At 52.2% G+C, this 14,381-nt stretch carries 14 protein-coding genes; 5 read left to right on the top strand and 9 right to left on the bottom strand.

Going from position 1 to position 14,381, the window contains the following annotated elements:
- Positions 1-179: 179 nt before the first annotated feature.
- Positions 180-1,571, bottom strand: coding sequence for a nucleobase:cation symporter-2 family protein (locus HMPREF2907_RS01225; RefSeq protein ID WP_003777829.1), 1,392 nt, complete (start codon positions 1,569-1,571; stop codon positions 180-182).
- A gap of 167 nt (positions 1,572-1,738) precedes the next feature.
- The gene (gene dut / locus HMPREF2907_RS01220; protein WP_070679214.1) at positions 1,739-2,191 is read right to left on the bottom strand and encodes a dUTP diphosphatase; all 453 of its coding nucleotides are present in this window, start codon (positions 2,189-2,191) and stop codon (positions 1,739-1,741) included.
- 123 nt (positions 2,192-2,314) lie between these two features.
- Here dut and pdxH point away from each other — a divergent pair, with 123 nt between their 5' ends.
- The 5 genes from pdxH (at position 2,315) to dapC (ending at position 8,066) form a co-directional block, all read left to right on the top strand.
- Positions 2,315-2,947: a pyridoxamine 5'-phosphate oxidase gene (gene pdxH, locus HMPREF2907_RS01215; protein ID WP_070679213.1), complete on the top strand. Its 633-nt coding sequence runs from the start codon at positions 2,315-2,317 to the stop codon at positions 2,945-2,947.
- Positions 2,948-3,132: 185 nt separating this feature from the next.
- Positions 3,133-4,182 (top strand): pseudouridine synthase, encoded by a 1,050-nt coding sequence (locus tag HMPREF2907_RS01210; protein ID WP_070679212.1) that lies wholly within the window; start codon positions 3,133-3,135, stop codon positions 4,180-4,182.
- Positions 4,183-4,256: 74 nt separating this feature from the next.
- Positions 4,257-5,183: an aldose 1-epimerase gene (locus HMPREF2907_RS01205; RefSeq protein WP_070679211.1), complete on the top strand. Its 927-nt coding sequence runs from the start codon at positions 4,257-4,259 to the stop codon at positions 5,181-5,183.
- A 321-nt stretch (positions 5,184-5,504) separates the two neighbouring features.
- The gene (locus tag HMPREF2907_RS01200; RefSeq protein ID WP_070679210.1) at positions 5,505-6,674 is read left to right on the top strand and encodes an NAD(P)H-dependent flavin oxidoreductase; all 1,170 of its coding nucleotides are present in this window, start codon (positions 5,505-5,507) and stop codon (positions 6,672-6,674) included.
- Positions 6,675-6,878: 204 nt separating this feature from the next.
- Positions 6,879-8,066, top strand: a complete 1,188-nt coding sequence (gene dapC, locus HMPREF2907_RS01195; protein ID WP_070679209.1) for a succinyldiaminopimelate transaminase — start codon at positions 6,879-6,881, stop codon at positions 8,064-8,066.
- Positions 8,067-8,147: 81 nt separating this feature from the next.
- Here dapC and rfaD read toward each other — a convergent pair whose 3' ends face one another.
- From rfaD to HMPREF2907_RS01160, 7 genes are all read right to left on the bottom strand, one after another.
- Positions 8,148-9,152: an ADP-glyceromanno-heptose 6-epimerase gene (gene rfaD / locus HMPREF2907_RS01190; RefSeq protein WP_070679208.1), complete on the bottom strand. Its 1,005-nt coding sequence runs from the start codon at positions 9,150-9,152 to the stop codon at positions 8,148-8,150.
- An 89-nt stretch (positions 9,153-9,241) separates the two neighbouring features.
- Positions 9,242-10,204: an ADP-heptose synthase gene (gene hldA / locus HMPREF2907_RS01185; RefSeq protein WP_070679207.1), complete on the bottom strand. Its 963-nt coding sequence runs from the start codon at positions 10,202-10,204 to the stop codon at positions 9,242-9,244.
- 44 nt (positions 10,205-10,248) lie between these two features.
- Positions 10,249-10,899: an NAD(P)H-binding protein gene (locus HMPREF2907_RS01180; RefSeq protein ID WP_070679206.1), complete on the bottom strand. Its 651-nt coding sequence runs from the start codon at positions 10,897-10,899 to the stop codon at positions 10,249-10,251.
- 13 nt (positions 10,900-10,912) lie between these two features.
- Positions 10,913-11,644 carry an orotidine-5'-phosphate decarboxylase gene (gene pyrF / locus HMPREF2907_RS01175; RefSeq protein WP_070679205.1) on the bottom strand — a complete coding sequence of 244 codons (732 nt, stop codon included), beginning with the start codon at positions 11,642-11,644 and terminating at the stop codon, positions 10,913-10,915.
- Between the two features lie 370 nt (positions 11,645-12,014).
- A complete protein-coding gene (gene adk, locus HMPREF2907_RS01170; RefSeq protein WP_002232195.1) occupies positions 12,015-12,662 on the bottom strand; it encodes an adenylate kinase in 648 nt (215 codons plus the stop codon).
- 82 nt (positions 12,663-12,744) lie between these two features.
- On the bottom strand, positions 12,745-13,263 hold the full coding sequence (locus tag HMPREF2907_RS01165; RefSeq protein WP_003776841.1) for a hypothetical protein: 519 nt from the start codon (positions 13,261-13,263) through the stop codon (positions 12,745-12,747).
- A 69-nt stretch (positions 13,264-13,332) separates the two neighbouring features.
- Positions 13,333-14,268 carry a DUF2971 domain-containing protein gene (locus tag HMPREF2907_RS01160; RefSeq protein WP_070679204.1) on the bottom strand — a complete coding sequence of 312 codons (936 nt, stop codon included), beginning with the start codon at positions 14,266-14,268 and terminating at the stop codon, positions 13,333-13,335.
- Positions 14,269-14,381 lie beyond the last annotated feature (113 nt).

The following is a 14,381-nucleotide window of genomic DNA, read 5'->3' as shown; positions in this document are numbered from 1 at the left end:
TTGAGGACAAGATAACTGAAGTTAAAATCGACAAAATTATTTTCTTGTTTTTAATCATATTGTTGCCTGCTTTTAAAGTTTTCGGATTATTCCACGAATGTCATATTTATGTAATAGGATTATCAAAAAGGTCGTCTGAAAATCAAATTTCAGACGACCTTTTCGTTTACGCTTTAAACTTAATGCTCCAACCCCTCGGTATCGATTTTGACGACTTTGTCGGTTTTATCCTCCGGCAAAAGCAGGTTCAGGATAACTGCCGTAATGCCGCCGGCGGAAATGGAGTTTTGGAACAAGACAGGCAGGTTTTTAAACACTTCCGGTTCAAACGCCACGCCCAAGCCCAAACCGACCGACGTTGCCGCAATTACCGCTTCGCGCCTGCGGATACCGTGGCTGACCAAAATCCGCACGCCCGCAATCGCAATCAAGCCGAACATCAAAACCATCGCGCCGCCTAAAACCGGACTCGGAATCGTCGTAAACGCGCGTCCGACCACGGGGAACAAACCCAACAGCACCAAAATCACGGCAATATATTTGCCCACATGGCGCGAAGCCACGCCGGTCATCTGAATCACGCCGTTGTTTTGCGCGAAGGTGGTCAGCGGCAGCGAACCCAAAGCCGTCGCAATCACCGATACTAAACCGTCCGCCAACACGCCGCCGCGCAGGCGTTTGGTGTATTCCTCGCCTTCAATCGGCTGGTCGGACACCATTGCCGTCGCAGTCAAATCGCCGACCGCCTCAAACACGCTCAACAGGAAAATCGCGCCCGCCACAATAAATGCGTGCCAGTCAAAAGCAAAGCCATATTTAAACGGTACGGGCAGCGTAACCAGCGGCAGGTTTTGCAGCGCGGAAAAATCCACCTTGCCCAAAAACAGCGCGACGATGTAGCCGACAATCAACCCGACCGCGATACCGCTCATGCGCAACAGCGGGTTTTTCATGCAGTTGAATATCAACACAATCAGCAACACCAGCGACGCCAGCCCCAAGTTTTCCATCGAGCCGAACGTGCCGCTCGTCTTCGCGCCGAAGCCGCCGCCGAAATCGGTAATGCCGACGTGTACCAGGCTCAAACCAATCAACATCACGACCACGCCGCTGACCGTCGGCGTAATCACTTTTTTCAAATACGGCAAAAGCCACGCCGAGAAACACACCAAAAACGCGCCGACAAACGATACGCCCAACAGCGTCGAAATCATCGCATCCTTAGTCAATCCGCCCTCTTTCATACCAGCGCCCAGCGCAATCATGACGGTAACGAACGAGAAATTCACCGACTGGATAGACAGCATCCCCGAACCGACCGGTCCGAAGCGGTTGACCTGCAAATAAGTGCCGACACCCGACGCCACCATCGCCATCGACACGAGATACGCCGTCATCTCCACCGGCAATTCCAGCGCGCCGCCCACAATCAGCGCGGGCGTAATCATCGGCACAAAAATCGCCAGAAGATGCGTTATCGCGCTTAATAAGGCATTTCCGAATGGCGGTTTGTCTTCCAAACCGTACACCAAATCAGGCGAGTCCACCTGTTTTTTCATTGTTTCAGCCATTACAGTCTTTCTATACGTTTTCAAACGTTAAAAAATTTTAAGAAACGAAATTGTAACCAATACTGCATGTTCTATCAATTTCAGCCTGCAATACAAATACGGCAAAAAGGTCGTCTGAAAACCCGCATCGCAAGTTTTCAGACGACCTTTATATGTGAACAGGCGGTTTACGCCTTGCCCGTGCTGCCGAAGCCGCCTTCGCCGCGTTCGCTGGCGGCAAATTCGTCCACGACTTTAAACGAGGCTTGGACGACGGGAACGATGACCATTTGCGCGATACGTTCCATCGGTTCGATGGTAAACGCTTCTTTGCCCCTGTTCCACACGGAGACTTTGAGTTCGCCCTGATAGTCCGAGTCGATCAGTCCGACCAAGTTGCCCAAGACGATGCCGTGTTTGTGTCCCAGGCCGGAACGCGGCAGCAAAACGGCGGCGTAGTCGGGATTGGCAAGGTGAACCGCTAGGCCGGTTGGAACGAGATAGGTGTCGCCCGGTTGCAGGGTTACGGCTTCGTCCAAACAGGCGCGCAGGTCCAGTCCGGCAGAACCGGGCGTGGCGTAGGCGGGAAGTTTGTCCGCCATTTTCGGATTGAGGATTTTCATTTCGACTTCGGTTCGCATGATTTTTTTCCGTTTCATTTGATTTGACGCGGATTATACACATATTCCCCCTCCCTATCGTTGGAGTCGTCTGAAAAAACGGGGTATGATTCATTCAAATAAACGTGAGTATCGGAGGACATCATGGATTTGCACAATATCCGCGAAGATTACAGCAAGCGCGAACTGTCGGAATCGGAATGCCATGCCGACCCGATTGTCCAGTTCGAGCAATGGCTGAACGAGGCGATTCATTCGCAAGTCAACGAGCCGACCGCCGTCAACGTCGCCGCCGTGGGCGAAGACGGCAGGCCGAACAGCCGCATGGTGCTGCTGAAAGAAGTCAATCCGCAGGGATTTGTGTTTTTCAGCAATTACTTAAGCCACAAAGGGCGCTCGTTTGACGCGCATCCGTTTGCCGCCATGACATTTTTCTGGCCAGAGCTGGAGCGGCAGGTGCGCGTTGAAGGGCGAATCGAAAAACTGGATGCCGCCGCTTCGGACGAATATTTCGACAGCCGCCCCTACACCAGCCGCATCGGCGCATGGGCAAGCGCGCAAAGCGAAGTGTTGTCGAGCAAAGCGATGTTGGTTGCCAAAGCCGCTGCCGTAGGCGCGAAACACCCGCTGCACGTCCCGCGTCCGCCGCATTGGGGCGGCTATCTCGTCATCCCCGACCGCATCGAATTCTGGCAGGGCCGCCCCAGCCGCCTGCACGACCGCATCCAATACCGCTTGGTCGACGGCAACTGGATACGCGAGCGGCTGTCGCCTTAAACTTTCCACAGCTTCAAGCCGATAGGGTAAAATCCCGACTCCAGCAAAAGGTCGTCTGAAATATAAAAACGTTTTAACAAAACTCGTTTCATTCGTTTCAGACGGCCTTTTATCCGTAACTTATCCTGCCGCCACCGCCGCAGAAGAACCGTTCCGATCATCAGGAAACGCGTTAGGAGAACCCCATGTCCAAGCAACCCACCAGCAAACGCCAATGGCGCGACGGCGCAGCCCCGTCTGCCAAGAAAACCGCCAAACCTTTCAAAAGCAAAGCCCGTCCCAAAGACGAAACGCGCAAAACCGCTTCCAAACCTTACGGACAAAAAGTTTCAGACGACCTCAAGCTGCAAAACGCCCCCAAACAGCGCGCCGCCAAAGCCAGAAAACTCGTCGTCCGCAATCCCAACCAAAAAATCATGGAACGCGCGCGCGATTTGAAAGAGCGCCGCAGCGACCTATCGCGCATGGAACCCGAACGCCTGCAAAAAGTGCTTGCCGCGTCCGGCGTCGGTTCCCGCCGCGAAATGGAAGAATGGATTAACAACGGCTGGGTAACGGTCAACGGCAAAACCGCGCAACTGGGCGACAAAGTCACCCCCGACGACCACGTTACCGTCAAAGGCAGCATCATCAAACTCAAATGGGCGGATCGCCTGCCCCGCATCATCCTGTATTACAAACAAGAAGGCGAAATCGTCTCCCGCGACGACCCGCAAGGCCGCGTCAGCATCTTCGACCGCCTGCCGCAGGCCGCCAGCAGCCGCTGGGTCGCCATCGGACGCTTGGACATCAACACCAGCGGCCTGCTCATCCTGACCACCTCCGGCGAACTCGTCCAACGTTTCGCCCACCCCAGCTTCGAAGTCGAACGCGAATACGCCGTGCGCGTGCTGGGTGGGCTGACCACCGAACAAATGCGCAGCCTCACCGAAGAAGGCGTGATGCTCGAAGACGGCTTGGCAAAAGTCGAACGCATCTACGAACAAGGCGGCGAAGGTGCAAATAAATGGTACAACGTCGTGATTAAAGAAGGCCGCAACCGCGAAGTACGCCGCATATTCGAAAGCCAAGGCCTCACCGTCAGTCGCCTCGTGCGCGTCGGCTTCGGCCCCATCGGCCTGCCCAACCGCCTCAAACGCGGGCAGTTCTACGAACTCAACCCCGCCGAAGTCGCCAACATCATCAAATGGGCGGACATGCTGCTGCCGGGCGAACGCCGCCGGAAGAAATCCTGACCGCAAAGGTCGTCTGAAAACTTTTCAGACGACCTTTTATACACCCTGCCTCAACCACCATCAGGAGCCGCTTCATGTTCACACTCAAAACCGACAACGACCGCCTGCTGCTCGCATCCCCCGATTTGCGTGCGGAAATTTATCTCTACGGCGGGCTGCTCAACCGCTACGAAATCCGCCGCCCCGACGGCACGTGGTTCAACATCGTCAAAGCCTACGACACCCCGCAACACGCCCGCGAAAGCCTGACCGAATGGTTCCGCAGCGGCAAACTCAGCCCGTACGCCTGCCGCCTGCGCTACGGTAAATACAGCTTTGACGGCAAAGCATATCAGTGCGGCAAATTCAAACTCGCCGAACACGCGGCACACGGCTTGATGTATGACCGCGAGTTCGCCCTCGTCAACAGCCATGCCGACGACCAATCCGCCAAAGTCGAAATCCGCGCAGATTACGCACAAGACGACAGCGGCTATCCCTTCCCCTTCAGCCTGACCGTCCGCTACCGCCTCAGCGCAGACGGCTTAAGCATCCGCTCTACCGTCCGCAACCAAGGTGCAACCGCCATGCCGCTCGCAGACGGCTGGCACCCCTATTTCACACTCGGCGGCAAAACCGACGATTGGTCACTGGAAATCGACAGCAGCAAACGCCTGGGTTTCGATGCCGATTTGGTTCCCGACGGCAGCATGATCGATGATACCCGTTTTCAGACGACCTCAAGCTTGGCAGGCATCGAATTGGACAACAGCTTTGTCTTGGCACGCAGCAAACCCGCCGCCTGTACGCTTTCAGGCAACGGACTGACCCTGAGCATTTACCCCGACGCATCCTATCCCTACCTGCAAATCTTCACCCCATCGACCCGCGACACCATCGCTATCGAAAACCTCAGCGGCGCACCCGACTGTTTCAATAACGGCTTAGGGTTAATCAAGCTGGATGCAGGAGAAGAAGCCGCATTTGAAACGCGCTACCATATCGCAGCCAACCGTCCGTAAGCAGCCCGAACCGTTACCGGCAAAGCAAAGGTCGTCTGAAAACGCCCAATCAGGTTTTCAGACGGCCTTTTCGATTTTTAAGCGACACATTCGTCCCAAAAATGCCGCAGCACACCGCCAACACTCAAAACAATAATTTCCTAATTAACAATATATTAAGATTATTTTAACAAAGAAACTGTATTAAAACTCTAATTTCCCATTTGATTAGAGTATAATTCCTAAAATCTTAAAACAGGTATCATTTAGCCGATAAAAGCAACCTCGATACAGATACCCGTCTATTAAGAACACCACCCGCAACCATCAAGGAACCCATACATGCAAAACAACTTCGACCCATTGCACATCCGAGGCAAATCATTGATTCCCGTCGTCCAAGGCGGGATGGGCGTGGGCGTTTCCGCATCGAAACTCTCCAGCGCGGTCGCCCGCGAAAACGGTGTCGGCACGATTGCCAGCGTCGATTTGCGCCACCTGCATGACGACCTGCTCGCCGAATCCAAAATCAATCCAAGCGAAGAAAAATACACCCGACTCAACTGCACCGCGCTTGACCGCGAAATCCAAAAAGCCAAAGCCGACGCAAACGGTAAAGGCATGATTGCCGTCAACGTCATGAAAGCCGTCAAAGACCACGCCGCTTACGTCCGCCAGGCCTGCGAATCGGGGGCGGATGCGATTGTGATGGGCGCGGGATTGCCGCTGGATTTGCCCGAAATGACCGAGGGTTATCACAAAGATGTCGCCCTGTTCCCGATTTTGTCCGAATCGCGCGGTATCGGTATCGTATTGAAACGCTGGATGAAAAAAGGCGTTTTGCCCGACGCCATCGTTATCGAACATCCTGCACACGCTGCCGGACACTTGGGCGCGGCAAGCGTAGCCGGTGTGAACGATGCCAAGTTTGAATTCAAACGCGTCATCGAAGAAACTTTCCAAGTATTCAAGAACTTAGGTCTTGAAAGCGAAAAAATCCCGCTCATCCTCGCCGGCGGCATGGCGAACTTTGAAAAAGTCAAAACCGCGCTGAAAAACTGGGGCGCGTCTGCCGTCCAAATCGGCACGGCGTTTGCGGTTACCGAAGAAGGCGATGCCCACATCAACTTCAAAAAAACGCTGGCAGGCGCGGAAACCGAGCATGTTGTCGAATTTATGTCCGTCGCCGGACTGCCTGCACGCGGTGTGCGCACCAAATTCCTGGACAGCTACATCAAGCGCGAATCCAAGCTGCAAGCCAATGCCAAAGCCGACCCGCGCCGCTGTACGCAAGGCTTGAACTGTCTGACCAGCTGCGGCCTGCGCGACGGTTTGGCAAAAGCCGGACAATTCTGCATTGACATCCAACTCTCCGCCGCCTTCCGTGGCGAAGTCGATAAAGGCTTGTTTTTCCGAGGTAAAGACCCGCTGCCGTTTGGCAACGCCATCCGCACGGTGCAAGAAACCATCCAATATCTGCTCAACGGCACTCTTCCCGCAGCAGCCAAATAATTCATATCCGCAGATGAACGCTAAAAAAGGGCATATTTCAATATGCCCTTTTTTATTGCTGGCAAATCATGTTCTTCTCCAAAGGTCGTCTGAAAACAGTTTTCAGACGACCTTCATCCTGCCTCCCTTTCTATGGATACATTGTCAACAAAATCCGCATAAAAAATGCTAAGATGACCGTCTCGATAGACATTTGGAACACCCATGAACCCACTACTCGACCAGCTCCAACCCTATCCATTCGCCCGCCTGCGCGAAGCCATGCAGGGCGTTAACCCTCCCGAAGGCGCCGTCCCCGTCCACCTGCATATCGGCGAACCGAAACACCCTACCCCCGAAGTCATCACCAATGCGCTGACCGCCTCGCTGCACGAACTGGAAAAATACCCCCTGACCGCAGGCTTGCCCGAACTGCGCCAAGCCTGCGCCGACTGGCTGCAACGCCGTTACGATGGACTGACCGTCAACCCCGATACAGAAGTCCTGCCCGTACTCGGCAGCCGTGAAGCCTTGTTTTCCTTCGTTCAAACCGTCTTAAACCCCGTTTCAGACGACCTCAAACCCGTCGTTCTCAGCCCCAACCCGTTCTACCAAATCTACGAAGGCGCAGCCATTCTCGGCGGCGGCGAAATCCATTTTGCCAACTGCCCTGCCCCGTCCTGCAAGCCCGATTGGAAAAGCATCACCGAAGACGTATGGCAACGCACCAAAGTCATGTTCGTCTGCTCGCCCAACAACCCCAGCGGTAGCGTCCTGCAACTGGAAGACTGGCAAGAAATCTTTGATCTGCAAGACAAATACGGTTTCATCATCGCTTCCGACGAATGCTATTCCGAAATCTATTTCGACGGCAACAAACCCATAGGCGGCTTACAGGCGGCAGCGCAATTAGGGCGCGGCAACCGCAATATCGTTATGTTCACCAGCCTCTCCAAACGTTCTAACGTCCCCGGACTGCGTTCCGGTTTTGTCGCAGGCGATGCCGAATTGCTTAAAAACTTCCTGCTCTACCGCACCTACCACGGCAGCGCGATGAGCATCCCCGTTCAACGCGCCAGCATCGCCGCATGGAACGACGAAGAACACGTCATCGCCAACCGCCGCCTGTATCAGGAAAAATTCGACCGCGTCGTCCCCATTTTGCAGCAGGTATTCGATGTCAAACTGCCCGACGCATCATTCTACATCTGGCTGAAAGTCCCCGATGGCGACGATTTGGCATTTGCCAAAAATCTATGGCAAAAAGCCGCCATCCAAGTCCTTCCCGGCCGCTTCCTCGCCCGCGATACCGAATGGGGCAATCCAGGCGAAGGCTACGTCCGCATCGCCTTGGTCGCCGATGTCGACAGCTGCGTCAAAGCCGCCAAAACCATCGTTTCCCTATATCGCTGAATAAAGTGGCAGTTCAATAAAAGGTCGTCTGAAAACCTCAAATCCGAGTTTTCAGACGACCTCTTTCATACGCATTTCAAATTAAGCCAAATTTTCCAGCATCCATTTGACGTAGCGCCCGACGCCTGCTTTGACATCCAAAAATTCTTCCTTGTATCCGGCTTCGCGCAGTTTGGTAATGTCGGCTTGGGTGAAGCTTTGGTATTTGCCTTTGAGCGCGTCGGGGAAGGGGATGTAGCGGATAAGTTCTTCTTCTATCAGCTCTTTTAAGCTCAATTCAGATTTGCCTTCGGCGGCGCGGCAGGCGTTGACGGTGGCGGCGGCGAGTTCGTTGAACTGTTGGCTGCGGCCTGTGCCGAGGTTGTAGATGCCGGAGAGATTGGGATGGTCGAAGAAGTAGAGGTTGACTTTGGCGACGTCTTCGACGCTGACGAAGTCGCGGGTCTGTTCGCCGTTGCCGTAGCCGTCGTTGGCACCGAACAGGTTGACGTAACCGTGTTCGCGGTATTGGTTGAAATGGTGGAAGGCGACGGATGCCATGCGGCCTTTGTGTTGTTCGTGTTGTCCGTAAACGTTGAAGTAGCGGAAGCCGACGATTTGGGCGGTCAGGCCTTCTTTCATGCGGCGGCGCAATACTTGGTCGAACAGGAATTTGGAGTAGCCGTACACATTGAGCGGTTTTTCAAGTTCGCGCTCTTCGCGGAAGATTTCGCCTTTGCCGTACACGGCGGCGCTGGAGGCGTAGAGGAAGGGGATGCGTTCGTCCTGACACCAGTCTAGGAGGTCGAGCGTGTACTGGTAGTTGTTGTCCATCATGTAGAGGCCGTCGTGGTTCATGGTGTCGGAACACGCGCCTTGGTGGAAGACGGCTTCGATGTTTTCATAGGGCAGAAGATGGCCGCGCACTTGACGGATGAATTCGTGTTTGTCGAGGTAGTGGGCGATTTCGCACTCGGCAAGGTTTTTGAATTTTTCGCCACGGGTCAGGTTGTCGACGGCGACGATGTCGGTAATGCCGCGTTGGTTGAGGGCTTTGACGATGTTGCTGCCGATAAAGCCGGCCGCGCCTGTTACGATGATGGTCATATTGGGTTTCCTTTGTTTTTTGGTTTTGGCGAAACTCGTTGCACTCGTTTCAGACGACCTTGGAAAGATGGGGTCGTCTGAAAAAGAAATTACTGCTCTTCCAATGCTTTGTTCAACTCTGCAAACGAGCAAACCGCCGTACCGAGTTTGGCGACGACGACGCCGGCGGCAGTATTGGCGAGATGCATGGCTTCGGGCATGGTGTAGCCTGCCGCCAGCCCCAAGCCCACTCCGGCAATGACGGTGTCGCCTGCGCCGGATACGTCGTAAACTTCTTGGGCGCGGGTGGGCTGGTAAATGGGTTCGCCTTCGCTGAACAGGGTCATGCCCTCTTCACTGCGGGTCAGTAAAACGGCGGTCAGATCGAGGTGGCGGCGCAGGTTTTGCGCTTTTTCGGTCAGCTCGCTTTCGTTTTTCCAACTGCCGACCACTTCTTTCAATTCGGCTCGGTTGGGCGTAATCAGCGTGGCGCCGGCGTATTTTTCGTAATCGTCGCCTTTGGGGTCGATTAATACGGTTTTACCTGCGTGTTTTGCCCAATCTATCATATCGGAGATGTGCGACAGGCCGCCTTTGCCGTAGTCTGAAAAAATGATTGCGTCGTATTCGGGCAATACTTCGCGGTATTTCTGCTTGATTTGCTCCAACACTTCGCGGTTGGGATGTTCTTCAAAATCAAGGCGGATAAGCTGCTGGTTGCGGGCGACGACGCGCAGTTTGACGGTGGTGGCGATTTGTTTGTCGCGCATCAGATAGGAGGCGACGCCGTCTTGCGCCATCAGCGCGTCGAGCGCGTCGGCGGCTTCGTCGTCGCCGGTTACCGACAACAGTCCTGCTTTACCTCCCAACGAAGCGATGTTGCGCGCAACGTTCGCCGCTCCGCCCGCGCGTTGGTCGATTCGTCCGATTTTCGCCACCGGCACGGGGGCTTCGGGCGAAATACGGGACACGTCGCCAAACCAATAGCGGTCGAGCATCACGTCGCCGACGACAAGGACTTTGGCTTGTGCGAAACGGGATTTGAGGGTTTCTTGTTGGAACTTGGTAACCATACTGGCTCCGTTGTTAAAATTTTCTGCAAAACTGCGTATTCGGATTATCCGTCCGAAAGTCTGAAAATATCTTGAGGTTCATATACCTGCACTGAATGTTCAGGCGGTCTCAAAGCTACCTTCAGCATGGCTTGCGCCAATGTCTCAACGGCAAGCGGGCGTTGGTTTTTCAGCAGACCGATGCGGTTGAGTCCGTACAAAATCCGTTTGGCGACTTTTTCGCCCAAGCGGTCGCTATTCGGACGAATCAGCAATGGCGGACGGAAAATAATGAGATGCGGAAAGTTCAAAGCAATCAATGCCTGCTCCAATTCGCCTTTCATCCTTTGATAAAACAGGCGTGAAGCGGCATTGGCGCCGGAAGCGGAAACCAAAACCAAGGTATTCACGCCGTTTTCTCGTGCGGCTTTGGCAAACTCAAGATTCGCTTCGTAATCAACAGCCCATTGCGCCTCTTTGCTGCCTGCCGCTTTCAAAGTCGTACCCAAGCAGGCAAACAATACATCTCCCTGCACTTCATCACGCCATGTTTCAATCCGGGCAAAATCAATCTGATGAGCGTACAGCTTGGGACGGGAAAAATCGGGATTTCTGCGTCCGAAGCAGTCTATACGCTCGATTTCCGAATGTGCTGTCAGCAAGGGCAACAGGGATTTGCCTGTTGCGCCGGTTGCCCCGATGACGATGGCTCTCATATTTCAGACGACCTTAAGCGTTCGCCACGCGGTTCACTTCGCGCAATACGGCTACCGGATCGGCGGCTTGGGTAACGGGGCGGCCCATCACCAGATAAGTCGAACCCGCTGCCAATGCCTCGGCTGGTGTCATAATGCGGCGTTGGTCGTCGTTGTTGCCGGCAACGTCCAAACGGATGCCGGGCGTGACCAAGACAAAATCCTGCCCCAATTCGCGGCGCAGTGGCGCGGCTTCTTGGGCGGAGCAGACCACGCCGTCCAAGCCCGAACTTTGCGCCAGTTTCGCCAAGCGGATGACTTGTTCTTCAGGGGCGATGTTCAAACCGATTTCCGCCAAATCGCTTTGTTCCATACTGGTCAACACGGTTACGCCGATTAAGAGCGGCTTTGTACCGTATCCGGCAACGGCTTCGGCGGCGGCTTCCATCATGCGGCGGCCGCCCGATGCGTGCATATCGACCATCCACACGCCCATGTCGGCGGCGACTTTGCAGGCTTGCGCGACGGGGTGGGGAATGTCGTGGTATTTCAAATCGAGAAAGAGTTTGAAACCCTGATGAATCAGGCTTTCCGCCAAACTGCGCCCCGTCGCGGTAAACAGCTCTTTGCCGATTTTGATTTGGCACAACGACGGATCAAGGTTGCGGACGAATCCGAGCGTGTCTTTTTCGTTGGCAAAATCAAGGGCAACGATAACGGGGGTACGTTGTGGCGGAGTTTGGAAGTCGGTGATTAAAGGATTCATGGTGTTTTCGTTTCGGGTTTTCAGACGACCTTTATCGTCTTTTTCGCAGTAACAACGTAAATTCAAACCGTAGGTCGGGCATTGATGTCCACCTACGCGGACTCAAGCCCCCGACAAACTGTTTCGGATAAATTTGAACCGGTACATCAGCCGTCATTCCCGCGCAGGCGGGAATCCATTGATAAAACTCAGTTCATCAGATTTAAACAGCGATTGCCCAAATTCAGAAATGGACTCCCGCCTGCGCGGGAATGACGCCGAATGATTATTTTTCGGTTGCAACACGCTGTTTGTCAAAAACAGGTCGTCTGAAAACCTGATTTTCTGTTTTCAGAGTGCGAAGCCTGCCCGTGGGTACGACCTTTTCGATTTATTTGCCCAATGCGCCCAATACTTCGGCTTTCACGGCTTCCACCGGCTGAGTGCCGTCAACTTTGATGTATTTCGGCGCGTGTTCGCCTTCCAGCTTGCTGTAAAAATCGACCAGCACTTCGGTTTGCTCGTGGTACACGGCAAGGCGTTTTTTGACGGTTTCTTCTTTGTCGTCGTCGCGCTGAATCAAATCTTCGCCGGTTACGTCGTCTTTACCTTCGACTTTGGGCGGATTGTAGGTAACGTGGTAGGTACGGCCGGAAGCCAAGTGGACGCGGCGGCCGCTCATGCGGTCGACAATCACGCTGTCGGGTACGTCGATTTCAACGACCGCGTCCAAATCCACACCCGCTTCAACCATCGCTTCGGCTTGTGCCAGCGTGCGCGGGAAGCCGTCGAACAGGAAACCGTTTTTGCAGTCGTCTTGCGCGATGCGCTCTTTGACCATGCCGATGATGATGTCGTCGCGCACCAAGCCGCCTTCGTCAATGATTTTTTTCGCTTCCAAACCCAGCGGCGTGCCTGCTTTAATCGCAGCGCGGAGCATATCGCCGGTAGAAATTTGCGGAATGCCGAACGCAGCGGTGATGAATTGTGCCTGAGTGCCTTTGCCCGCGCCCGGCGCGCCTAACAATAATACTTTCATGGGTGTTCCTTCTTATTAAGTGATATAGATTTGAAACGTGATTCAAATGATTTTACACGGCTTGCGTTTATCGTTCAAAACTTCAGACGGCCTGTTCCGCGCCGAAATGTTTCCATGCGTCATCGCGCATTTCGGCAAACCATGTGTCTTCGGGAAAACGCTCCAATGCGTCTTTCAAAGTGGAAAGCAGGTTTTGCGATAAAGTCTTCGCCAGATACTCTTCCTCGTTGGCTTCCGCCGCCTTGTCCGCCTGCTGCGCCAAACCGAGCGCGCGGGTCTGATGCCCGTGTGCCAAGTAGTTGAGTGCAATCACCTTTTGCGCCCAAAGCTGCGGAATCTCAGGGCTGTCTTGCAGCAAAACCGACAAAATCGACACGGCAACTGTCAGCCTGCCCCCGTTCAAACGCAAATCCAGCGAACGGTTCGGCGGCAGCGTACTGAGCGTTTCCGCCATACGGAACCAAAACTCGCCGCTGGCTTCATCCGGCGCGGCGGCTTTCAACATCTCATAGTTAAACTCTTGGTCGTCGTTTTGAACCAGCAGGGCAACATCGGCAAGCAGTTTTTGCTCTTCGCGGCTCAAATGGCGTAAATCGGTCATAAAGGGCTTTCTGTCGGTGTTTTGGGTAAAACGGATTATCGGGTTTAGTGTTTATTTCAGGTTATCTGCTCAGCTTTTTTTCAAATTATCTATTTCTTCTTCTAAATCAATTATTTCTTTTTGTAACTGAACTATTTCTTGATTTAGTTTCTGTATTTTATCTTGTGATTTATTTTGTATTTTTTTCATTTCTATTAATAATTTATCCTCTTCTATTTTAACCGTCTCTAACGAATATTTATCTTTGTAACGATAAAATTCTGGCATAATACCTTTATTTTTATTACTTTCTTTCAGAACTTTATAAATAAAGCTTGCAATTTTTAAAATATACTTTTCAGCATTCTCCTGTTCTTGCTTAAAATCATATGATCCTGCACCAGATTCTTTATCAGGAAAAAAACCGCAACCACGGCCAAAAGTGATTGCCTTAATATTTATTGGAAAAATGAAAGGTTCAAGCTTTTTCCCTTCTTCCAAAGGAATACCATCTTTATGAAAAATTGCCCTATGCTCTTTCTCATATGTCCAAGCTTTGCTTTTACGACACATTATATTTTCTAACTTATTATTATTTAATTCTTCTTCTAATTGTGCACCATTATTAAATTGTTTTTTTGGCTTATATTCTACTTTCTTAACATATTTATCTTCAAACTCCTTATCAATTGTAAAGTCAATTCTTATACCTTTTGAGCTATTGGCATAATGAGCCCACATCAACTCTTCTCCATAAGTACCTATAATTTTACTAGAAGAAAAACAACAAATAACGTTTTCTTGTTTTTCATTATAGATTTTATCCGTTAAGGTTTTGCTAATGAATTTATCAACCAAATAAACACACTCATCGACATCATTAAACTTTTTATAATTCTGCGCAAAAAGTTCTGAATTTTCAAAAATACTTTTTGTATGTTTATTTTTCTTCCAAAAATTTTCAAAATCATCATCATCTTTTCCATCATTTAAATTTCTAAATTTAGAATATTTATTATTTTTCATTGTTCTTCCTATTTTTATTTTCAAATTTTTTGAATGATTGAACTCGTTTTCCATAATCCATGGCGAGAGTTAAGCCCTCGCCACGGTTACCCTCTTCCAAAGAAAGAGGGAGG

The sequence above is a fragment of the Neisseria sp. HMSC055H02 genome (genome assembly GCF_001813335.1).
In the GTDB taxonomy this organism is placed as follows: Bacteria; Pseudomonadota; Gammaproteobacteria; order Burkholderiales; family Neisseriaceae; genus Neisseria; species Neisseria sicca_C.
Note: the sequence above shows the minus strand (reverse complement) of the source record. Positions and strands in the feature narration are given on the sequence as shown.